General features: G+C 58.6%; 18 protein-coding genes and 3 pseudogenes. 5 read left to right on the top strand and 16 right to left on the bottom strand.

The window, feature by feature from the left end; all coding sequences use genetic code 11:
* Positions 1 to 63 precede the first annotated feature (63 nt).
* Positions 64 to 306, top strand: a pseudogene (locus YUA_RS52025) (ISL3 family transposase); the annotation flags it as partial.
* 308 nt (positions 307 to 614) lie between these two features.
* On the opposite strand, the gene YUA_RS51295 reads toward YUA_RS52025, so the two are convergent.
* The 6 genes from YUA_RS51295 to YUA_RS0132370 form a co-directional block, all read right to left on the bottom strand.
* On the bottom strand, positions 615 to 1,328 hold the full coding sequence (locus YUA_RS51295; protein WP_027534414.1) for a hypothetical protein: 714 nt from the start codon (positions 1,326 to 1,328) through the stop codon (positions 615 to 617).
* Between the two features lie 280 nt (positions 1,329 to 1,608).
* Positions 1,609 to 3,033: a M20 family metallopeptidase gene (locus YUA_RS0132390; RefSeq protein WP_027534413.1), complete on the bottom strand. Its 1,425-nt coding sequence runs from the start codon at positions 3,031 to 3,033 to the stop codon at positions 1,609 to 1,611.
* A gap of 134 nt (positions 3,034 to 3,167) precedes the next feature.
* A complete protein-coding gene (locus tag YUA_RS0132385; protein ID WP_027534412.1) occupies positions 3,168 to 4,049 on the bottom strand; it encodes an amidohydrolase in 882 nt (293 codons plus the stop codon).
* Positions 4,046 to 5,557: a class I adenylate-forming enzyme family protein gene (locus tag YUA_RS0132380; protein ID WP_035972387.1), complete on the bottom strand. Its 1,512-nt coding sequence runs from the start codon at positions 5,555 to 5,557 to the stop codon at positions 4,046 to 4,048. The genes YUA_RS0132385 and YUA_RS0132380 overlap by 4 nt, the downstream gene beginning before the upstream one ends.
* A gap of 6 nt (positions 5,558 to 5,563) precedes the next feature.
* The gene (locus tag YUA_RS0132375) at positions 5,564 to 6,745 is read right to left on the bottom strand and encodes an acyl-CoA dehydrogenase family protein (protein WP_245285312.1); all 1,182 of its coding nucleotides are present in this window, start codon (positions 6,743 to 6,745) and stop codon (positions 5,564 to 5,566) included.
* A 41-nt stretch (positions 6,746 to 6,786) separates the two neighbouring features.
* Entirely contained in the window at positions 6,787 to 7,980 is a 1,194-nt protein-coding gene (locus YUA_RS0132370; RefSeq protein ID WP_027534409.1) for a Xaa-Pro peptidase family protein, read from the bottom strand.
* A gap of 193 nt (positions 7,981 to 8,173) precedes the next feature.
* Between YUA_RS0132370 and YUA_RS49025 the strand changes: the two are divergent.
* From YUA_RS49025 to YUA_RS45720, 3 genes and pseudogenes are all read left to right on the top strand, one after another.
* Positions 8,174 to 8,980, top strand: a pseudogene (locus YUA_RS49025) (methylmalonyl-CoA mutase family protein).
* Positions 8,981 to 9,067: 87 nt separating this feature from the next.
* A complete protein-coding gene (locus YUA_RS0132345) occupies positions 9,068 to 10,243 on the top strand; it encodes a Xaa-Pro peptidase family protein (protein WP_027534407.1) in 1,176 nt (391 codons plus the stop codon).
* A 181-nt stretch (positions 10,244 to 10,424) separates the two neighbouring features.
* A pseudogene (locus YUA_RS45720) lies at positions 10,425 to 10,907 on the top strand (beta-ketoacyl synthase N-terminal-like domain-containing protein); the annotation flags it as partial.
* Positions 10,908 to 11,463: 556 nt separating this feature from the next.
* On the opposite strand, the gene YUA_RS50450 reads toward YUA_RS45720, so the two are convergent.
* From YUA_RS50450 to YUA_RS50445, 9 genes are all read right to left on the bottom strand, one after another.
* Positions 11,464 to 11,835 (bottom strand): enoyl-CoA hydratase-related protein, encoded by a 372-nt coding sequence (locus YUA_RS50450; RefSeq protein WP_027534406.1) that lies wholly within the window; start codon positions 11,833 to 11,835, stop codon positions 11,464 to 11,466.
* 116 nt (positions 11,836 to 11,951) lie between these two features.
* The gene (locus YUA_RS47230; RefSeq protein ID WP_027534405.1) at positions 11,952 to 12,227 is read right to left on the bottom strand and encodes an acetyl-CoA hydrolase/transferase C-terminal domain-containing protein; all 276 of its coding nucleotides are present in this window, start codon (positions 12,225 to 12,227) and stop codon (positions 11,952 to 11,954) included.
* Positions 12,228 to 12,752: 525 nt separating this feature from the next.
* Entirely contained in the window at positions 12,753 to 13,055 is a 303-nt protein-coding gene (locus YUA_RS47225) for a hypothetical protein (protein WP_027534404.1), read from the bottom strand.
* A gap of 345 nt (positions 13,056 to 13,400) precedes the next feature.
* Positions 13,401 to 13,715 (bottom strand): aldolase/citrate lyase family protein, encoded by a 315-nt coding sequence (locus tag YUA_RS0132320; protein ID WP_027534403.1) that lies wholly within the window; start codon positions 13,713 to 13,715, stop codon positions 13,401 to 13,403.
* Positions 13,716 to 14,221: 506 nt separating this feature from the next.
* Entirely contained in the window at positions 14,222 to 14,344 is a 123-nt protein-coding gene (locus YUA_RS52410; RefSeq protein WP_256375394.1) for a hypothetical protein, read from the bottom strand.
* Positions 14,345 to 14,427: 83 nt separating this feature from the next.
* The gene (locus YUA_RS0132310) at positions 14,428 to 15,591 is read right to left on the bottom strand and encodes a Xaa-Pro peptidase family protein (RefSeq protein ID WP_027534402.1); all 1,164 of its coding nucleotides are present in this window, start codon (positions 15,589 to 15,591) and stop codon (positions 14,428 to 14,430) included.
* Between the two features lie 988 nt (positions 15,592 to 16,579).
* Positions 16,580 to 18,541, bottom strand: a complete 1,962-nt coding sequence (locus YUA_RS0132300) for an aconitase family protein (protein WP_198029541.1) — start codon at positions 18,539 to 18,541, stop codon at positions 16,580 to 16,582.
* Positions 18,542 to 18,553: 12 nt separating this feature from the next.
* Positions 18,554 to 19,114 carry a hypothetical protein gene (locus YUA_RS45705; protein WP_156947406.1) on the bottom strand — a complete coding sequence of 187 codons (561 nt, stop codon included), beginning with the start codon at positions 19,112 to 19,114 and terminating at the stop codon, positions 18,554 to 18,556.
* A gap of 264 nt (positions 19,115 to 19,378) precedes the next feature.
* On the bottom strand, positions 19,379 to 19,753 hold the full coding sequence (locus YUA_RS50445) for a hypothetical protein (RefSeq protein WP_156947404.1): 375 nt from the start codon (positions 19,751 to 19,753) through the stop codon (positions 19,379 to 19,381).
* A gap of 154 nt (positions 19,754 to 19,907) precedes the next feature.
* Between YUA_RS50445 and YUA_RS52785 the strand changes: the two genes are divergently transcribed.
* Positions 19,908 to 20,186 carry a transposase DNA-binding-containing protein gene (locus tag YUA_RS52785; protein ID WP_156947402.1) on the top strand — a complete coding sequence of 93 codons (279 nt, stop codon included), beginning with the start codon at positions 19,908 to 19,910 and terminating at the stop codon, positions 20,184 to 20,186.
* Positions 20,187 to 20,394: 208 nt separating this feature from the next.
* On the opposite strand, the gene YUA_RS47220 is transcribed toward YUA_RS52785, so the two are convergent.
* On the bottom strand, positions 20,395 to 20,622 hold the full coding sequence (locus YUA_RS47220) for a hypothetical protein (protein ID WP_027534399.1): 228 nt from the start codon (positions 20,620 to 20,622) through the stop codon (positions 20,395 to 20,397).
* Positions 20,623 to 21,619 lie beyond the last annotated feature (997 nt).

Here is a 21,619-nt window from a genome sequence, read left to right as displayed (position 1 = left end):
GTCGCCATCATAGAACTCGCCGTGCCCGCGCGCATGCATCAATCAGGCGGTCTTCGTCGTATGCGTACGGTACGCCTCCGCATGATCGCGCGGCGGTTCGTTTGCGAGGTGCCCTGTTGTCGGCGACGAATTATTGCTGAACGGTTCGGAGACGATGTTCTCCCGAACCGGTCGCGCTGGACGGCACGGCTAGAATGCATCATCCATCATCTGGGCGGGCACTCGGCGGCGGCCCAGCAGCGAACTTTGCCAGGCGGCTGATGCTGCCGGTCAGCAACGATACGTTTGCTTCGGGTTGTACGACGGCCGGACGACCCCACGAGCTGATCGTTCGCCCGCTATCGCAATCGCCGTTGCCGTGCGCGCTGCGATCACGCAGCCTTGGTCAAACGGTTAGGTCGAAGCACAGATTATAAAACTCAAACTCGTCATGGGCTCGCAAAGCTATACCTTCTCGAAGCGCGATGGCTGGGCGCCGCGTGATCAGCTCTGCCGTCATCAAATGTGCGTCAGAGGGCAAGTTTGCTTGCTCGACACCTAGCAGGACAAAGTGGTCCAGCGGGGTCGTCGATGCCCCGGTACCCCGAAGAGCGAGGCCGCCGCAAAGATAGTGATCAGCCTTGTCTGACAGCGGCCATGCTCATACGGCACAGGTCGGTAATGTCATAGAGTGGCAGCCTGGTCAGACGGCGGATCGAGGCTGAGACGGACGGAAACGCGGCACATTCGAACAAGATCAAAGCGATTTCCGGCTTGGAGCTCCGCAACCGCTGTATGCAAGCAGCAACGTCGGCTTCGATCGATTGAACGTCAACCGGAGGAGGAGGCGACTTCAGCTCGTCGTGCCAAAACTTGCCACCTTCGATGCCACCGACTACAATTCGGCCACGATCTTCCCGTTTTTCGAGATCAAACAAATCTTCGCTGCAGTGCCTTGAGTCGTAGGTTAGGACAGCAATCTTAGCTTTCGGCGGAAGCTGTCGAAGCAATAGGGGCAGCAGAAGTAGACTTGAAGTTACGACAGGAACGGAGACAGCCTGCGATATTGCTCTTTGATGCCTAATAGCAAAGCCGCACGTTGTAGCGATAACTACCGCACCCCTATCAATTACTCTTTTGGCCGCAGCAATGAAGGCCGGCTCTAAAGCAACGTCGCCTTTAACAACCCGCTCCACACCCGCCCCCTCCACGACTTCGAAAATCGTGGGAAAATCAAAGGTTGATGGGTTGAGGATTGAGCCGTCGGGCGGATCGGCCGCGACTGTACCCGGCGGCAAGAACCGGTCCAAGCGGAGGATGCCCAAGGATTTCATAGTGGCGTTTGTCATGCCGCTAACATAGTACATTCCGATCGGCAATACAGCTTTTTTGCGATTGAATCGGCTCTACAGGAGAAACTTGTGCAGGTCTTCTGCGCAGTGTCTTCGTCGGCGCGTAGCTCGCGCAAAAGGATTGCGAGCTATTAATACTGGCGGCCAGAGATGCACGCGACGATACGCGAAGCCTGATGCAGGCGAATCTCTTGAGAGGAAAAGTGGCCGCCTTCAGCATCTCAGAGAGGCAGCGGCCGGAGCCGATGCCTAATCGCAATCTGCGTGATAGCAACACCTATTTCATTGACATGCGGAGGGCTGGCTTTGCCTCAGGACCAACCGGATTTATGAATGAGTGATTCTCTCTGAACTGAGCGAACTCAGCCTTGGCCGCGGTAAGCAAAGCTGGCTGCTTGATAAGATCGGAGGCGAGCCCAGCCATGGCCTTTGCGGCCTGCGTCAATCCCTTGTGGGCGGCTGGCGCCTTCCCCTGAGCGACCAGTTGCCAGGAATGATACGGGGTGCCCGCTGCGTAACAGCTAACTCGACATTGGACTGTAGGGACGACCCAGCTGACTGTTCCGACGTCGGTTGACCCGATCCCGTCTGTCGAGGCCCCATAGAGCGGGGCAACTTGCTCCGATAGTGACTCGTCGCTAGAGGGGAATCCGAAGCGAATATACGCCGCTCTGATATCATCGATAGACAAGCTGCTTTGAATCTGCTTTGCAAACTGCCGATCAGCGTCGTCGAAGCCCGGGCCACCAAGCTGAAGCAAGTTTTCTTGCATCGCATTTTCTAGCACTGCATTGGCAACTATGTTGGCCTCCCCCGAGAGTTGATTTACTTCGACGGAAGTTTCAGTCATCAATGCTGCGCCGTCCGCGATCTTTTTGACGCGTGCAACCAATTCCCACATTTCGCCAAGAGTCCGAGCCCTCACCAAGTGCCGAACCACGGCTCGAGGCTGAACAACATTCGGAGAAATGCCACCACCATCGATCATCGCATAATGTACGCGAGCAGAGGTCGGCATATGCTCTCGCATATAATTGACGCCCACATTCATTAACTCGACCGCGTCTAAAGCGCTGCGACCAAGGTGAGGTGCAGCCGACGCATGAGAAGCGAGACCGTGGAATGTGAACTCCAGTTCCACGCATGCCAATGATACGGGGTTGTATACGCCCATAAATCCGGCGGGATGCCAGCTGATCGCGACGTCGACATCCTCGAACGCTCCATCACGGACCAAAAAGCTTTTCGAGGAACCGCCTTCTTCAGCCGGGCAACCATAATATCGAACCCGTCCTTGAAGTTTGTTTTCGACGAGCCACTGTTTAACGGCAACAGCTGCCAGAAGCGAGGCGGAACCTAATAGATGATGCCCACAGCCATGACCTGATGCGCCCAGAGCTATAGGCTGCTGAACAGAAAGCCCAGCTTCCTGACTTAGACCCGGGAGCGCATCAAACTCCCCCAAAATAGCAATGACCGGCCCGCCTTCGCCGGCTTCGCCCATAAGAGCGGTTGGAATGCCGCTTAGACCTTCCGTGACACGAAATCCGTGTGCGTCGAGCTGAGCCCTGTGAGCGTTCGCGGCGTAAAATTCTTGGTAGTTGAGTTCTGGATGATCCCAGATGTCATCACTGAGTTTGTGAAAGCCAGCCTCGAGAGATTGAACGATATCCCAAACCGGCTTCGCGCTGTTGCTTAGCATCTTCGATGTCTCCCGCAGACAAGAATATACGAGCGAATCCGCGCCACTGAACTCGTGTTCCACTGGCGCCCGATCCTGTGATTCATTCCGCAAATAAAGAATTTGTTAGCTTAGCAACTCATTCATCGCCGAACCTAGCCTGGAAGGCCGTACAGCTTGATCGGGTTTTCGACCAAGATACGGCGCTGGATTTCTCCGTCGTCAGTCCATTGTTGCAAGACATCAAGCGTGGCTTCAGTGCGTGGCATTTGTCTGCAATCGGTAATTGCGACATGAGGCCAATCGCTGGCCCACACGAGCTGGTCCGGCGCTGTGGCAATTAGCTGTCGAGCTAGCGGCACTATCGCGTCCCAAGGCGGCTCAGTTAGTCGATATGCCCCCGACAGCTTTACGAAGGCTCCTCCGTCGACCAGTCGTCGAAGGGCGCGGAATTCAGTTCCCTCCACGCCCCCTGCAGGAGCGCAACCGCCAAAATGATCAAGCACGACCGGGACGGGAAGCGTCTTGAGCATCGGTTCGATCGTGGCCAACGTTGCGCCATCGGTAGCGATCTGCAAATGCCAATTGAGCGGCGCGATCCGCTCGGCAAGCGGGCGCACTGCTTCCAAGCCGACGCCACCGGCAACAAGTGTCACGATGCGTACGCCCCGTACGCCCGCCGCGTTTAGCGTGTCCAACTCCTCGCCGGATACCGTCGGAGCTACAACAGCTATGCCGCGCAGCCGGTCAGGGTAGGCGGTAAGCGCCTCAACAAGAGCGCGGTTGTCAGTCCCGTGTACGCTGATCTGCACCAGCACGCCATAGCCGATGCCAAGAGCATCTAGATGGGCTATATAAGCCTCGCTGCTTGCACTCGGCGGGTCGTAATTCCGCGGCGACACCCACGGGTACTTTGGCGGAGCGCCGATGACGTGAGTGTGGGTATCCCACGCGCCTCTAGGAACTCGAACACACTGTGGTGCTCGCGGCTCAAAAGGCGAAAGGCAAACTTGCGGAGTAGAGCTGCCAACCTTCATGCGCGAAGATCCACTACTGCTTCGCCAATATTCTGTAGCAGGTTGCGTCGAACCTTCTGCGTTTCCGTTTTTGGAATGACGTCGATGAGCTCGACGTAGCGCGGCAGCATGTAAGAAGGAAAATGCTCTTTGAGGAATTGCCGCACGGCCGTCGGATCAAATGTCTCGTCAGAGGAGACAATAACGGCCTTGATTTCCTCATCCATGACAGGATCCGGGACGCCGACGACGGCGCAATCCAGCACCCCTGGCATCGTCATAAGTTTGGTTTCCACCTCGATTGGCGAGACCATTTCGCCACCGCGACGGATCAATTCTTTCAGCCGGCCATGATAGTAAAGGTAGCCGTCTTCATCCAGAGAGCCCAAGTCCCCAGAGTGGAACCAGAGATTGCGCAAGCTTTCAACGAACTTGTCTGATTTCTCCCAATAGCCCTTTAAGATGACGTCATTGGCGCGGGGACGAGCCACGATTTCGCCTCGTGTACCAGGAGGCACGGGATCGTCGCCCTCATCGACGATCCGGACCTCGATGTCGTCGCGCACGAAGCCGGTCGAACCGAAGCGGGGCGCTTCGATAGTGTTGGAAGATGTCCAGCCCCCAATCTCGGTCATCCCGTAACATTCGTGAACGCGAATGCCGAATCGATCCTCGACCGCACGCCAAACCTCGCGCGGGGCACCGCCCCCAAAACAGAAGCGTAAGGAATGGTCCCGTTGTTCGTCAGGATACCGATTGACCAACATAGCCAGAATAGTACCGACATAGGTGCACCCGGTCGCCGAAAATGCCTTTGCGTCGGCAAAGAAAGTTGATGCCGAAAAGCGTGGCCGTAAGATCATGCACGCGCCGGAAGTCAATGCGCTCATCACACCCATCATCTGTGGATTGACGTGGAACATGGGGAGGCAGACCATAATGCGGTCATCCGGCGTCAGTCCCAACAGCTTCGCGGCTTGCGCTCCGCTTGCCGCATAGGCGGCATGGCTGTTCATCACACCCTTGGGCAGGCCAGTAGTTCCCGACGTGTACAGGATCGTCATCGTATCGCCGCGACGGATATGGACCGGATCCGCGGGCGCAAAAGCTTCAAGCGATTTGACGAATGAGCGCTCATCCGCCATGAGGACGAGTGGCAGTGTCTGTTGCTCGGAGCTCAAATGATGGTGGGCGTAGTCAACCCAGGCTTGATCGGCGACAATTAGCTTCGCCGCCGATTGAGAAACGGTATAACGTAACCCATCCGATAGAAGCTGATTATTCAGCGTCGCTGCGACGGCACCGGTCATCACAATCCCGAACCAGGCGATCAAGAACGCCGCGTGATTGCCGGCCAGGATCGCAACATGGTCGCCCGGCATGATCCCGTGATCGCGCAGTTGCGTCGAGAAGCGCCTAGCGCAATCGCCGATCTCCGCAAAACTGTAACTGTCGTCGTCGGTCACCAGAAACTCGCGGTCAGCATGAGCTGCGAGCAGATCGACGATCGACCAAGGGGCCTCACTCATTCGCATTTATCCCCGGATGATGTATTTAGCGATCGTATTTTTAAGAATTTCGGCAGATCCTCCGCCGATTTCGTAGGTTTTAGCGTCACGCAGATATCGACCAAAGGGTGTATTATCCGAAGTGCCCCACGCCCCGCAGATCTGCATTGCGGTGAGGCAGGTTTCAGTAGCCACACGCCCGGCTTTTAATTTGGCGACGCTCGAATAGCGATCGATGTCGTTGTCATCGTTGAGCGCCTGCGCCGCTCGATAGACGAGCAGCCGCGACGCATCGATATCTGCTAGCATTTCAGCAAAGTACCACTGGATGCCTTGCAGATTCAGAATCGTGTTGTCGAAGGCGATACGCCCCCGCGCGCGCGCGAGCGCACCGTCAAACGCTGAGCGAGCGATACCAATGCTGACCGCCGCAGCGCAATTGCGCGAATAGTTGAGCGTGGTCGCAGCCTGGCGCACGCCTTTACCTTCAATGCCGATCAGATGATCGGCGGGAAGCCGCACCTCCTTCAGGCGCATATTGACGTGCGGACCGTTGCGCATGCCAAACGTCGAACTGTGTTCGCCAACATACTTTTCGAGACCCGGCAGAGGATAGGGGATTGCGAACGCGGAGACCCCTACCGGCGTCTCGGCGAGCATCACGAAGAATTCAGCTTTGTCGCCAGAGGTGATGAAGCTTTTCTCGCCGGTGAGGATCCACTCGTCACCCGCGCGTACAGCCTTTGTATCAAGGCTGCGGATATCGCTACCGTGGCTCGTCTCGGTAAGCGAATAGGAGCAGGCGAGCCCGTTCGCGATTTCTGGTATGTAGCGATCTTTGAGGCTTTGAGAGGCAAATAGCCGGATCATCGTCATCGCTTGGAAGATCGTAACCAACGAGATTGCGGCCGCGCAACTCGCGTAGGCGATTTCTTCAAACAATGCGGCAGTCAGTCGAAAATCGCCCTTACCGCCATATTCAGTCGGGACAACTGTGCGCGTGAGGCCCGCCTTCGCGAAGTCACGGATGATTTCGAGTGGATACACGTCCTCTCGATCAATGCGATCCGCTTCTGGAGCGATACGCGCCTGAGCGAAGTTCCGCACTTGCGACACAAAATCCGGATCCGCGAGAGGTTGCCAGATTTTATTGGGGCAGTCGATTGGCGCCCCACACTCTTGGTTGAATGATGTTGCCGATTCACGCAACGGCTTGCCTCCTCGGCTGCCAAACAATCGCCGCCGTGGGCTCAGACTTCGTAAATAATTCGCGGAGCACTTGTTAGGGTCTCGGCACCGTTATCGGTGACACGAATGGTATCGCTGAGCACGTACCCGAAATGATCGTCCACCCAATTGCCAAGCATGAGATGGAAGGTCATGTTTTCCTTCAGCTCGGTCTCATCACCGACCTTCAGGCTTGCCGTGGGCTCAAGCCACTCGATACCAATGGGATACCCACAGCGAGAATCTTTATCCAAGCCGTGACGTTTCATTTCATTCCGGAAGGCTGCGGCTACATCGCCGCAAGTCGCGCCCGGCCGAGCAGCTTTGAGCGCGGCCGCGTGTCCTGCGATTTCAGCCTCATGCATTTGTCGCAACCCGTCGGAAGGCTTACCGATTGAAAACGTGCGCATAATTGCAGCCGCGTAGGCGTGACGCATGCCGCCGCATTCGAGATTTACTTGCGACCCGGCACGGAGGCTATCGTCGCTCCACGGAATGTGCGAGGTGCCAGTTCTCGGAGATGAGACAAAGTAAACTGGCGCGAGAAAAGTGCCGGCCTTACCGTTCGCGCCTCGGATAAGAGTCCCTACAATCTCAGCGACAGCGTCTGCCTCCCGAACTCCCGGCTTGATGACTTCCGCGGCGCGAGCGATCGCAGCATCGGAAATCGCGGCAGCCTCCCGCATGATGGCGATTTCGGCATCAGATTTCACCAGCCGGAGCCAATCAATGGCCTTCGAAAAATCGACCAGGCGAGCGTTCGGGAGGCGGGACTTGAACTTCGCCACTGTAGGCATAGCAGCATAGGTCCTGCCTTGCATAGACAGCGTGAGCGTTTCCAGGCCAATCCCGTTCTTGTCGAGCCCGCGCTCAGCAATAAACTCGATCACGGCGTCATAACCGTCCTTGTCACCGTGCCCAATCAGGCTTTCGGGGTAACCAATCACCCTATCCTTGTCGAGGAACGTCTGATGATAACCCGCGACAGCGTCCTGTGAACGCATAATGAACGTCGGCTGATCTTCATTCAGGCTAATAACAAGACCCTGCGGGACGTACGAGGAACGCCCCGTGTATCCGGTAAGGTATATAATATTCGCTGAGCTGCAGACGAAAAGAGTTTCTATATCTCGACGCCTCATTTCTGACTTAACGAGCTCAAGTCTACGCGCGTACTCCGCTCGGGGAAACACTAGCGGCGCCTTTTCGATATTCATTTGGTTGCTCCGTCTACGGCCCTGTCGGGTTGTGGCGCCACGTCAACTGCGCCTTGCTAAGCCTAAGGACGTAGGAGCGCAGGCATCCACTGAATTTGACCATATCGCGCATAAAAACTGCGCCATTTCCGCTACTTGCGCTGCCCAATTTCTCCCTGCCGACGAGCCTTGGCTGACGCCGGGAGACAGCCCGATGAAGCCAATCTTCGGGCGGCCGAAGCGCGACGGACTGCCCTTCGTCTACCAGCCTGCCGGCCTGCGGCCCTATCTGCGCGGCCCCGGACGATGTATGTCAACCCAACCCTGGACATCCGGCAATATTCTCGGCTTCTCCACGGCCGAGGGTTCCAACGCCTTCTACCGGCGCAACCTCGCCGCCGGCTAGAAGGGTCTCTCGGTCGATCTCACCACCCATCGCGGCTACGATAGTGATCATCCGCGCGTCGGCGCCGATGTTGGCGTGGCGGGCGTCCCGATCGACTCGATCTACGACATGCGCTCGCTGTTCTCGCGCCTCCCGCTCGACCAGATGAGCGTGTCGATGACGATGAACGGTGCCCTTCTTCCTACCGGTGCTCGCGCTCTACATCGTCGCGGCGAGAAATAGGGCGTACCGCAGCCCAACCTCTCAGGGACCATCCAGAACGACATCCTTAAGGAGTTCATGGTCCGCAACACCTATATCTATCGCCCAGCCCATCGATGCGGATCATCGGCGACATCCTCGCCCTCACCTCGGCGAACATGCCGAAGTTCTCGATCTCGATCTCGGCTATCACATACAGTAGGCTGGAGCGACGCAGGAAAAGGCGACATCGATGGCTGTCAGCTGGCGGCAGTCCTGACCAGCCGGCGGCGACTCGCGTTGCTCGGAGATCGCGGCCATCCTTATGAGGGGCAAGTCGGCGACTGTATGCAAATGGGACGATCAGTTGGCAGCATTTCCGCGATTTGGCGCTCACATCAGCAGAAATACCGCGACATCCGATCCTACGATTGAACGCCGTTGAACCCGTATTGATGGACGGCAAAAATGACGCCGATACTTGGGCGGCGCCCCATTTAGCAAGGCCTGGAGCAGACTTTGATGAAGAGAGAAACACAATTCGAGCGCGCCGAGTTTGTCGGACGCCTCGATAATGTAAAAAAGGAAATGTCGAAAAGAGGCATTGATTTTTTGCTCCTTTCCGAGCCAGCGAACCACAATTACCTAACGGGGTATAATGCTTATTCATTTTATGCCCCTCAGATGGTTATGGTGGGCCTCGACCTTCCTGAACCAATCTGGATAGGAAGATTCATGGACCGCGTTTCAGCGGTGATGACGACTTACTTGATGGAAGACAACATTAGAGCGTACGCCGACAAGTATGTTCACTCTGCGTTGTCGCCTTATGATTTCATGGCGGACATCGTCAAAGAATTCGGGGGCGAGAGGGCCCGGCTTGGGGTCGAGATGGGCGCTTATTACTATTCGGCGAAAGCTCACGCTGACCTGACTCGCGCACTTCCTCACGCCACCTTTGTCGATGCTGACGTGCTAGTGAATTGGATCCGCATTGTCAAAAGTCCGGCCGAGATTGCGATTATGCGCGAGGCCGGAGAAATCGCGGATTCCATGATGCGGAAGGCCGTCGAAGTGATCGAACCGGGAGTTCGCGAATGTGACATCGCGGCGGTGATATACCACGCGCAGATGACAGGCACCCCGGAGTATGGCGGCGGCTACGCCTGCACGCCTCCTTTCCTTTGCGTGGGTGAACGGCAAATTGCCCCTCACGCCGAATGGACAGACAACCGGCTCCCTGGAGCGACCATCGTCAACCTAGAGCTGTTTGGCAACCGGCATCGGTATCAAGTCAACCTGAGCCGCTCCATCGCTGTCGGTAGGATCGCGCCAGCTTATCACGACCTTGCGAAATTTGTGGTCGAGGCCCTTAACGCGGGCCTTCAAACCGTGCAGCCAGGTCGCACGTGCTCGGACGTCGAAGCCACCTTCCGTGAAACGTTGGCCCGTCATGGCTTTGAGAAGGAAGCGAGGCTTGGCTATTCTATCGGCGCTGGCTTCCCCCCTGCCGTCGGAGAGCGAACCGCTAGTCTCCGACGCGGTGACGAGACGGTCTTGGCGCCCCGAATGGTGTTCCACATGATGCCGGGGCTATGGCTCGATAATGTCGGTATCGCGATAACCCAGTCATTCGCCGTTACCGACAATGGGCACGAGGCTCTCACGTCCACGCCTCGACGGCTATTCGTCAAATAGCTCATGTCGAGAGTGCGGGCGATGCTGGTCTGTTGGCCTGGCTGCGAACGATGATGTTGAGCTTGCCAGCCGATGCAGCGACCAGGCAAATCGTCGCATCTCCGGCCGAAATGGTTGGACGCTCGCCATTAGCGTGGCTTGGCGCGCCTAACATGATGGGTCATCGATAAGGAGGTTCCTTATGAGCGCTGCGATCGTCGGCTGGGCCGATACGCCATTCGGCAAGCAGGATGCCGACACGATTGAGAGTCTCATCGTTCGTGTCGCGACCGATGCCCTGGTCGATGCCGATGTCACCGCCGACCAAGTCCATGAGATCGTGATCGGCCATTTCAACGCGAGCTTCTCGGCGCAGGATTTTACCGCCTTGCTGGTGCTGCAGGCTGACCCAGCGCTGCGCTTCAAGCGGGCGACGCGGGTTGAGAATGCCTGCGCCACCAGCTCGGCCGCCGTCCCATCAGGGCGTTCGTGCGATCCTCTTGGCGGCAGGCCAAGGTCGTGCTCGTGGTGGGCGTCGAGCAGATTACAAAGACGCGGGGGCCGGAGATCGGCAAGAACCTGCGCAAGCTTTCAGCCGGAGGACGGTGGTTCGCAGGGCGCCTTCGGCAAGATCGCGGCCAGCTATTTCCAGTGTCATGGCGACCAGTCCGATGCGCTCGCCATGACACGCGGCGGACGAAGCCGCCGACTAGCGATAGATGCTCCTTCAAAGGAAGGCTAAGGCAAATAAATCCGTGCGCTTCTGCGGCCCTCTGAAGTGGCGCTGTTCGACAGAAGCAGCGAGGGGCCATACGGGAACTAAACATTCGCGCCATGCTGCACCCGGCATGACAATGGGCATCGAGCAAGCGCAGGCGCGCTCGGAACGGAAGCCATCGGGAGGGCTTCGAGGGCGCAATAGTTTCCACGCCAGCGCCTCGATCGCTGATCGATGCAGCTGGTTGATCTCCAAGCGACTATTGTGTTCCAATGCACCGTCTACGGGTGGAAGTGCAGTTACCCCTTTTGCCGCAGGTACTACGAGCCGGATCAGCATCGGCTGGGGGCCAGGCCCGCGCTATGGCACGTACGCGTACGTGTTTCTTCGTGAGCTGATATCCATCAGCGGCCCTGTCATTCCGCCGGCCGCTTTTCCGCGAATGCACGCGGTTCCGCAGCCCGCAGTTCCTGCTGCGGCGCCACGGCATTGACGAACCCAAGCTCGAGCGCCCGTTGCGCACTCAGAGGTGAGCCGATGAGCTTTCGATCACGATGCGCTTGGCGGCATATGGATCAGTGGGGTCGGCCAAGCCATGCCGCGGCCGACCTTGGCCTCGGTGATGCCGAACGAAGCGTTGTCGCTGGCGACGCAAATGCCACACATCTGCGCGAAAAGCCAGCCACCGGCGTAACGCCACACCGTTGACGGCGGCGATAATGGGCGTGGAAGCGTGCACGTTGTCGCCCAGCACCGGGAAGAAGTCGCGTGGCGGGGTCTTCAGCAGGCGCGAGGTGGCCGCCTGCTTCAGGTCCATGCCGGCGCAAATCACCTTCTCGCTGCTGCCGGTGAGGATCGCCACCTTGGGCGCCTCGTCTTGCTCGACCACTTCCATGCGTGTGTCAGGCCGCTGCGGATGCCGGAGTTGATGGCGTTGAGCTGCGCCGGACGATTGAGGGTGATCAGGGCGACCGGCCCCTTCACCTTGAACAACACGTCTTCAGACATCGCTCAGATCTCCTTCCATTGGGCGGCGCGCCGCAGCGAGTAGCGCGTCCCGATATTCCGGTGCCGCGATGCGAACCGGCGCGTACCCGCTGCCGCACACAAGCGCTGCGGGCGGACCGGCCCCGACAAGGAAGTCACGATTTTCGCCTCCCCGCGCTTGCCCACAGCAGGCAGCGCGATCACGGACGGGCCGTCCTGCGATTGCGCGGGCGCTCGGACGAAATCGACCTCGCCACCAATGGTACGTAAATTGTCGGTCCCGATCGCCTCGGCGTTCACTTGGTGAGGTCCACCTCCAGCGCCGAATTGATGGACACCAGCCGCTGCAGCTAGCTCGAGGAGCGCAGTTGCAGCGCCTCGTTGGTCGGCGAAGCGGTAAAGAGGTGCCGATCAGGCTGCCGGTGAGCGTGACGCCCTCGTCGATGCCCCCTTGCAGGCGTTCGTGACGATGCCGCGCTCCATCAGAACGGCCACCGAGTCGCCGATCACCCCGGGGTGAATGCCAAGATCGCGGTGTCCGGCCAGGCCCGCGACGATCGCCTCGGGTGTCGCGCCGATGCCAACTTGCTCGCGCGTTCCGGAACTCCCGCGGCCACAAGCTCAGTGCTCTGCCGCTGGCGCTCGCCGAAGGGCGTCGGCGACCCTCGGTCAGCGCGCAGTCGATGTGCCCGCAAACATCTATCTCCTCGGTGCGCAGCGGCGCCTCACAGACTGTCCATGGGACCTGCTCGTTGACTTCGGCGATCACTGCCGAGGCACGCGCAACTGCTGCACGTACGTAGTCCGAGATCAGCCGAAACTGTGCTAGCCGCGCTCGTTGGCGCGGTTCACATGGATCCGGGCCACGTCGCAGGCAATCCCGCCCTGCCCGATCGCGGGAGCGATGGTGGAGACATGGAAGGGAGTCGGATCGAGCAGCCCTTCGCTCACGAGCTTGCGCACCGTGCCGATGGCACGGAAACCGCGGAGGCGCAGGTGGTCGCCATGGAGCGGCTGGAAGTTGCTGGACAATGCAGAACCCAGGAAGATGCTGCTGCCGCTGAGGGTGGCCCTCTGGTCCACGAGTGCGCGCGAGAGCGAGGTCGGCTCGCCTACAGCTTGGCCCATGACAACGGCGGATCACGGGGCGCACGTAGTGAGCGAACTCGAATCCCTCGATGCACGAATGGTGGCTCGTAACGGAGCGTCTCCCGGTCAGCACCGCCTGGGCGCGCTTGGGCAAGGGGCCATCGAGACCATCTTGCCCTTCGAAACTCAATCACGCCGACGTAAGGTCGCAGCGCGCGGTTGTACTTGGCAAGCAGCCGGCGGGGGAAGTCGCGCTCCTGTTCGGTGGGCAGAAACACCTTGTGCGAGTTTCACCTGCCGAGGCGTCACGCAGCACTTGCCGTGGACCCAGCTCCCGCGCCTCGGTCGCGTCCGCGAAATAGAGCACGTCGTCCCGGATGTCGATCACCGCGTGCTCGATGGCGTCGAGTCCGACCCCTTGGCCGCGATCACCACTATGCATCGGGCAACGAACACCTCCCGGCCTCCCGCCGTGCGGCGACCGGCGATCGCGGCGGCATAGTCCTCCGCGCCGAGATAGACGGCACGTACGCCAAGTTCGGTCCGGCAGAGCTGCGTCACCGACTGCACACCACGCACGCTCTCGATGCCGGCGATGATGAACCTAGCCCGCGCGTTCCTATCTCCGGCGGCGATCCTGGCAATCTGGTGGTAGACCGGCGACAGCTGCGCGGGTTCCTCCCCCTTCGGGATCACCACGCCATCGATGTCTTAGGCCAAGGCTGCCGCCAGGTCCTCGAGATGTGTGGCGAGTTGGGTTCGTTGACCGCACGGTCAGCCCGCCCCAATATCCACCTTCACGCACGGTTCGCACCGCCTGCGCCAGTGTGGAGCGGGCGGACGCCTCCTGCCGTCTTCCAAGTCGACTACGCAGTAGTCGACGCCGAAACGCGGGAACTTTGCCAGCAGGTCGCGGCGGGCAGCGGGCGACAGCAGGAAGGATCGCAACAAATCGGGTTCACCAGCACTTGGGCAGGCCGAGCGTGCGCTCGGCGATGTGGCACGGGATCAGCTCGCAGCTGATGAGGGCGACGCCCGGGATCAGCGACTCACGCAGGCAGGCAGTATTCGACGTAATATTGCTTCGCGTAGCCGAAGCCGCCGTGGATGAGAACGGCGCGTTCGCATGCGTGGCAGCCCGCGTCCGCAGTGAGACAGTTGGCCGCATTGGCGGGGGCGGCGCAGCGCTTCTTGCCGTCGTAGAGTCAAGCCGCCTTGCGTACGATGAGGGTCGCCGCCTCGAGCCCCATCCAGTTCACCGCCAGCGAATGCTGGATCGCCTGGTTCTTGCCGATGGGGCGATTGAACCACAGTGCGCTCACCTGCATAAGCGGCTGGCTAACGCGAGCGGCGGACAAGATTTTGCTGCCGTATCAACCAAGTGTGTGTGTGTAGCGGGCTGGCCAGAGAGTCACGCGCGGAAAAGAGTATGCGGTGTACGACTGAGGGCTTGAGCACCCTTCTCCGTGACGACCACGTTTTCACTGCATCCAAAGAGATACCCGCTCTCGCCGAACAGGATAACGGGTAGATGCACAGTCATTCCAGTCTGGAGGATGTCAGCGGAATCTGGCTCAAGGCTCAGATTTCCGCGCTCGGTCCAGTGAATGCCCGTTTGGTAACCAGCGCGGTGCCGAAACAGTTCGGGTCGCCCCGATCGATTGATGACCCTGCGAACCGCGGCGTCTACTTGGCCAGCCGTGACGCCCGGCTTGATCGCAGCAATCCCCGCCTCGAGCGCCTCCACAGCCACGGCATGCAGGGACTCAGCCTCGGGGTGCGCCCCCAATACCGCACTGCGAACTAGGCCAGCTGTGTAACCATTCTTCGAGCCGCCGAGCTCCATAAACGCAGGCTCGTTCTTCTTGATTGGATTTCGCGCCGGGAAACCATGAGGGATCTTCGTTCTTTCGCCAAACAGGAGCGTCACGGAAGCGATCCGGATCTCACCGCCAGCTTTTTCGACCTGCGCCTCCATGGTTTTGAACACCTCCAATTCAGTCGCACCTTCGCGAATGGATAAATTGAACGTTTGGACCGCTATGTCCGTGAATACCATGGCTTCACGCATAGCCTCCAACTCAAGCTCCGTCTTCACAGCTGCGATTAGAGCTACCAATCCCGTCGCGTCCCCCATCTTCGCCTCGGGCAGCTGGCCCTGAAGCGCGCTCACATCGTTCGGCGCGAGATTCCAACAGCCGAGCTCAAGGCCGATCCTGCCGCGCTGAACTCCGTACCCCTTGAGCACGCCGGCGCACACCTTGGCAAAGTCGTACTGTTGCGTATAGGGCACGAACTCGTCAATGCAGCTGTTCGCGCGAACTGCCTGCACCTCATACTCCCTCACAACGTATGTCGGCGCTCGCCCCGGCACGAGGATCAACGGAAAGGGCGCGAAATATCCACCTCGCCCGTCATATCCGGTAAGATATCTGAGATGACCATGGGCAGTCACGACGAGCGCATCGAGCTCCGCGCGAGCCATAGCCTCGAATACCCTCTCCCGCCGACGGTCATACGCCGATCGCGGGAATGGGACGCCGGTGAAAGGAATCGCTGAGACTGTCGTGGCCATATGTCACCTCCATTGTGCCTATATTTAAATTCAGCACCTCGATGGTTCTGGTCGTTTCGTCCCGTGCGCACACGCAGAATTCCTGCGCATTCTTCCTGATTATGCGCGTGACTTGGCCGCAAGTGGCGCGTTGACTTGTGAGTGCATCATAGTTCCGCCACTTTTATGTCGAAGTCCGCAGATGGACAGCATTTGTTGGCCTAAGCGTTCAATCTCCGCGACCGAGAAACCGGCTCCTTGCAGGATGTCGCGACCCGGCTCGGTGCCGGTCCGCCAGCCTGCGGCTGTGTCACGTCTAGGTTGAAGGCAACTTATGCGTCCTTCAACGAGATGATCAATGGTGTTGAAGAGGCCGACAACCTTGAGGTGAGGATCCTCGAGTTCGTTTCGAGCGTATGCATCGGCATCACCGGAACGTCAGCGCGCTCCAGGAGGTCGCGCCATTCTGCGGTGGTCCGGGTGAGAAAGATGCGGCTGACCTCCTCGCAGGCCTCGTTGATGTGTCAGCGCCGCAGCTTGGCTTGCAAAGCGTGGTTGCGACAAAAACTCAGGCTGGCCGATCGCCCCGAAGAAACTGCGCCAATGTTCATGAAGGGCCGGCGAGATAGAACGCGTCTGCCGTTGGAGGACATTCACACATGTCACACGTACGAATCGAGAGAGCGCTACCGCTTTTCCTCGCACGAACCGAGCCTTCTATATCTTGTTCATTCATTCGCATAGGCAGTTCATTTGATCCACAGCGGGCCCAGCCGTATACCCTTTGAGACGCATCTTGATAGGCCACCAATCTTGCTATCGAGCGAAAGCGGCAAACTTCTGGACAATCGAAAGGAGACGCATGTTCGGCACCACGATCGCACAGCCGGCCCGAACCAATGAATCTGGGCTGCGGCGCAGATAGTTTGGTTGGAGGGGATGTCGCCTAAGTCGATAGTGGATTCATTTTCTTGTTCGAGTCCAGTGATCTCTAGGGAGGTCGTCAAGATCAAGTTGGCGTAGCCTGCAACTTCTTCAGATCCTCGAAACTGATGATCCAGCCAGCTATGGCACTAGCCGCCACAGTATACGGGCTCGAGAGCCAAACCTGGCCAGGCCCTGATCTGCCCGGGAAATTGCGGTTGATAGCCGAGATCGTTACTTGGTTGCTCGTTTCTGAGGATCCCGGACCGCAATTGGCACAGGCTCCGCAGGCCGGCTGAAGCAATTCCGCACCTACGGCCTCGAAAGCGCTGAAATAGTCCTTCCCCCGACAGTACTCGCGCACGTCCACTGTTCCAAATTGAAGAAACAATCTCACTCCGCGCGCAACCGAGAGACCGTGTTTGGCTGCCCAAGCCAAGACTTCGTGGTAGGCGTCAAAGTCCTCCCGCTTCCCGGCGGTACAGGAGCCGCCATAGGCGATGTTCACCGGAACGCGCTCAGTCAGCGCAGCAAGCTCGATCCCGTTACCTGGGTCACCCGGTCGCGCCACCAGAGGCGACAATGTGGAGACGTCGATGCAGAATCTCTCGGCATAAACCGCATCGTCATCGCTCCGCATCCAGTCCTCGAGTTCGCATTCTTCGCCTCTGCGCTCCCGTATGAATCGGAGGGTGACCTCGTCGGGCGCAACCAGGCCGGTGAACCCGCCGAGCTCGGCAGTCATGTTCGTGAGTGTCGCGCGCTCGTCGATCGAGAGCGAACTCACGACAGGACCAGCAAACTCAAACACCCGGCCGACGCCGGCCCCCGACCGGATGGCCGGCAGAGCCAGCAAATGGAGCACAATGTCCTTCGCAGTGACCCCGCTCGGCAGTTTTCCGACGAGGTCGATGAGAATACCCTCTGGCATGACCATGCGAACCGCGCCGGTCATGAACGCGTTCGCAATATCTGTCGTGCCAACCCCAAAAGCGACGCAGCCGAGCGCGCCAGAATGCGGCGTGTGCGAGTCCGTCCCAACGATGAGCTGGCCTGGCTTGGCGTACAGCTCGGCCATTAGCGAATGCGAGATACCCTCCGAGCCAGGACCATCAGACAGGTAGCCGTGGTGCCGCAGCCCATGTTCGCGGACAAACGCACGATGGGCATTTGACAGTTCCTGAACATGGGGCATCAGGCTCCGGTGAGCGCGGCTGAGATGCGTGTAGGAGTAGTGATCTTCGAAAGCCAGAATTGATTTGGAATCAAACAGGTTCGGCGTCGGCCCGAATTTTTGGTGAAGAAGATGCCGACACATACCCGTGTAGATGTCATGAACGAAACGGTAATCGACGCGCACGAAGCCGCTTTGCCCCACGGCCGTCACTGGACCGGCGTCGTCAGTTGATATGGCCTGACGGTCGATGATCTTTTCGAATAACGTTTTCGGCCGTCCGGACTCAGGCGCAGCAACGGTATTGATCGATTGCAATTTCTCACGCCCGTAGGCGAGAAGGCCGGCGGCGCGTAGAATTGCGGACGCGATCGGGTCGCGTCCGCGCAAAAGCTCCTCGATGCTTATTTCTTCGCCGCTCCGGATGCGGTCAGCGAGGCCCAAATCGGTAGAAGTGAAGAGGCCGACATTGTCGGAGTTCTGCCGATAAATTCGCTCGAAGCTGCTGGCGATAACAAGCCGAACTCCAGCAGCCTTTTCCGCAACTGGAGAGTGCTCGCGCGACGAGCCTTTGCCGTAACGATCACCGGCAACGAGCACCGCAACGTTGGCGGCCATGAGCTGGCCCGGCCCAATCGGGTTCTCCGAGCCCGCCCTAAACCCTATATGGGCGTGCGATGCCAAACGTTCGTCGAATACGACGACAGATGGCACCGGCGTAATTTCATCCGTCGATATCTCGTGGCGCAAGGGCGCGCATTGGGCGAAGGGCAGGTCTTCACCTGCGAGCTGTCTCCGCACCAACCCCGGGTTCTCGGACAGGAAAAGGACCCGCCCCGGCAATGACAGTTTCGCCACAGAAGAACGCTCCATTCCGTATCACCACTAATGTGAAATCTTTTCGAGCTCGAGACCACGAGTTCTCGGCCCCATCAGACCAATCGCCGGTATCACGACTATCATCGCGCAGCCGATGAACACAAATACGCCGAGCACTCCGGCTTTTCGAGCATGAACGCAATCAGGATTGCGTTGCAGACCGCCGAGAGCACGCTCCAGGAATAAACGAACCCGCGGCACGCGCCCTGATATCGGTCGGAGCAACTGCTGTTGCTGCGTATGATAGCTATCCGAGATGATGTTGCCCGCAAGCGTAAGCAAGACACCCGGGATAGTGATGGTGACGACGCTGGAGGCCTGACTGAACAACAGGCTGCACACTACGTTGAGCCTAGTCATCGCGACGATGACACGCTTGCGCTCGAAGCGGTCACCGATAAGGATTCCAGGCAACGGTCCCGGCACAGCCAACGCGATCAGCGTCGTATATCCGAGGCTGGTCGTGACCGTAACGCCCTGTTTAATTAGGAGCGTTGGTAGCCAGTTTGCATAACCGTAATAGCCAATCGTCTGAAAGACGTTGAAGATCATCATCATCATCATCATCGCCCGGTTGCCTCCAGCGTCTTCGACCGCTTGGTCCCCGAGACCTCCATCCTTGAAGTATGCTCCCGCCCCGTTTTCGAGGGTGGATCGTGTTCCTTCGCGTAACGGAATTTCATTCAGCAATAGATGACAGCCTTCAGTTATCCAGATCAATTACTAGCGCTGGTAGTTGACCGAGGCGGAAATTGTTGCATTCCGCTATAGGATCGCTCCGGACCGGCGCTCAAGCTCCGATAATCGCAACAGATGTTCAACTGCTGGTAATCACCTTGCACGTTTGACTGGCAAATGCGTTTTCAGGATGCGCGGCAGCAGCATCCTGAACCAGACGAGGACGAAGCGAAGCGTTGTGGGCGAACGCGGGAAGGACGACATTGGCGGCATTCTTGTCGTGGCATTCGCCTGGCCGAGGTTGCCAGCGGTAGTCATGTCCCCGATCACAGGCCCAATGGAGGATCGGCGGCGCTCTGATGACACCGCAAACCCGCGCTTGGAGATGATGACGCGCCATGGGTTGGCCGTTCTGTGGCCGTAGTAACCGTTTTCGACATAGACCAGCTCGATTGGAATCGGCGACCTTCTCGGTGGCTTCGATATCGTCGGCGTGAGGGCGGCCGCTATGTGGGTGCTGCTCGACATCGATCCCGTCGCCATACCAGCCGAGAAGTGTGCGGGTGGCGGAGCAACGATTTATTGCTGAGCACCTGAATCGTGGCAGCGGGGTGCTTCATGCGTTCAAGCAGTGTGACACCATCTCGTTCGGCATGTCCGATTGGAGGCCAGGATCACGGGGATGCAAGCGCGATCAAGCATTGGACAGAGCGTGAGATCGACGAAACTGCGTTCAAAGACGCTCGCTTGGTCGACGATTTGGCGAGCTTATAAAGAAATCAGTGACGGCATGAGCGGCAGCGTACCGTTCGCATGCCTGGACTGGGCGAATTCGAAGGCGGCCTACCGCTTCTTCGCTAACGAGCGCATGAAAGAGGCCGATATCCTTAGTGGCCACTTCACCGCGACGTGCACGCGTTACGATGATTGTACGGGCCGATTCTTCTGTTCCAGGATATAACGGAGTTCTCCTACCAGCGGGCGAACACGAACGCCATCGGCATGACCAAGAGGGTCAATAGCGGCCGCGACAAAGACCAGAGGTGGCACCTCACACGATCTACGGAATGCTGATGCATTCCAGCCTCGCGGTCACTACCGAAGGCCTGCCCTTGGGACTGGCGGCGGTGAAATTCCGGACACGAAACAGTTCAAGGGCACAGCCCAGCTCAAGAAGAAAGATCAACCCGACGCGCGTTCCCAACGAAAAGAAGGAAAGTGCCCGCTGACTCGACAATCTGAGACAATCCGTCGAACGACTCGGACAGCCGGAGCGTTGCATCCATGTCGGCGACCGCGAAAGTGACATCTACGAATTCTACTGCCTGACGCAGGGCCTCGGCGCTCCCTTCCTTGTCCGCACCTGCGTCGATCGGCTGGCGGGCAATGGCGGGCATTAATTGCGGACGAGATGGAAGATACCCGCGTCAAAGGCCTGCATCATATCGAGGTGAGGGACGACAAGGGCGAGATGACCAAAGCCGCGCTGGAGATCAAGAAACGTATCACGGTTCTGCCTCTAATCGGCTAGCAGAAACACTACCCCGCGCTCAGCTTGACGGTAGTCCACGTCAACGAACGCGCGCGCCGAAGGGCCGAAAGACGATCGGTGGAAGCTGATCACGGACCTTTCCGTCCGCGGAGGCTCCGAGGCGACCGAGAAGATAGACTGGTAAGCCATGCAGTGGAAAAACGAGCTGTTCCACATGATCCTGAAATCGGGTTGCAAGCGGACGACTTAACACTGCGCCCGGAGGAGCGTCTGGCCAATCTTATGGCGGTCTTCTGCGTTCGCAGTTGCGTCGGCCACGAGAGTTTTGCGGTCTCCCTGAACTCGAGAATCAGGGATGGCGAACCGTCCCACTCGTCAGTCAGTGCCGCGAAGCCGATATCGATCTTATGAAAGTCACGCTGCTCCGCTTGCTTCGGTGGACAGATGGCCTCATCTTTCACCGATACAATTCTGCCCTGATTTCGCGATCGGCCGTCGACGCGGACTCATGCGCTAGCCCGCGCAACTACGCGTCACAGATGGGCGCCACCGGCTTGGACCTGTTCGCTACCCATTATCTGCGAGCTGAAGGCCGCAAAAGCGGAGCGCGAATCGAGCGTGGGTCGCGCTCAAATGTTCCATTAATCGGATCAAGCTGCGCTAATGCGCGGCAGATTGAGAATATCCAGGCCTAACCTCGTTAGCGCTTCGGCGAGATCGGACGACGCAATACGGAGCGACCGCCGCCGCCCGTTGATCGGCGCTAATAAGCGGGACGGCGTGCCCTCCCCTCCGACATGACTGAAAGCCTGCGTCCAAAATGGAAATGATGGGGATCTGTGATCGTGACGTGAGACCGCGACCTTACTCTGGCAGAAGCTCCCTTTTGTCGATGTGGAATT

The sequence above is a fragment of the Bradyrhizobium sp. WSM3983 genome (assembly GCF_000473045.1).
Lineage (GTDB): Bacteria > Pseudomonadota > Alphaproteobacteria > Rhizobiales > Xanthobacteraceae > Bradyrhizobium.
Note: the sequence above shows the minus strand (reverse complement) of the source record. Positions and strands in the feature narration are given on the sequence as shown.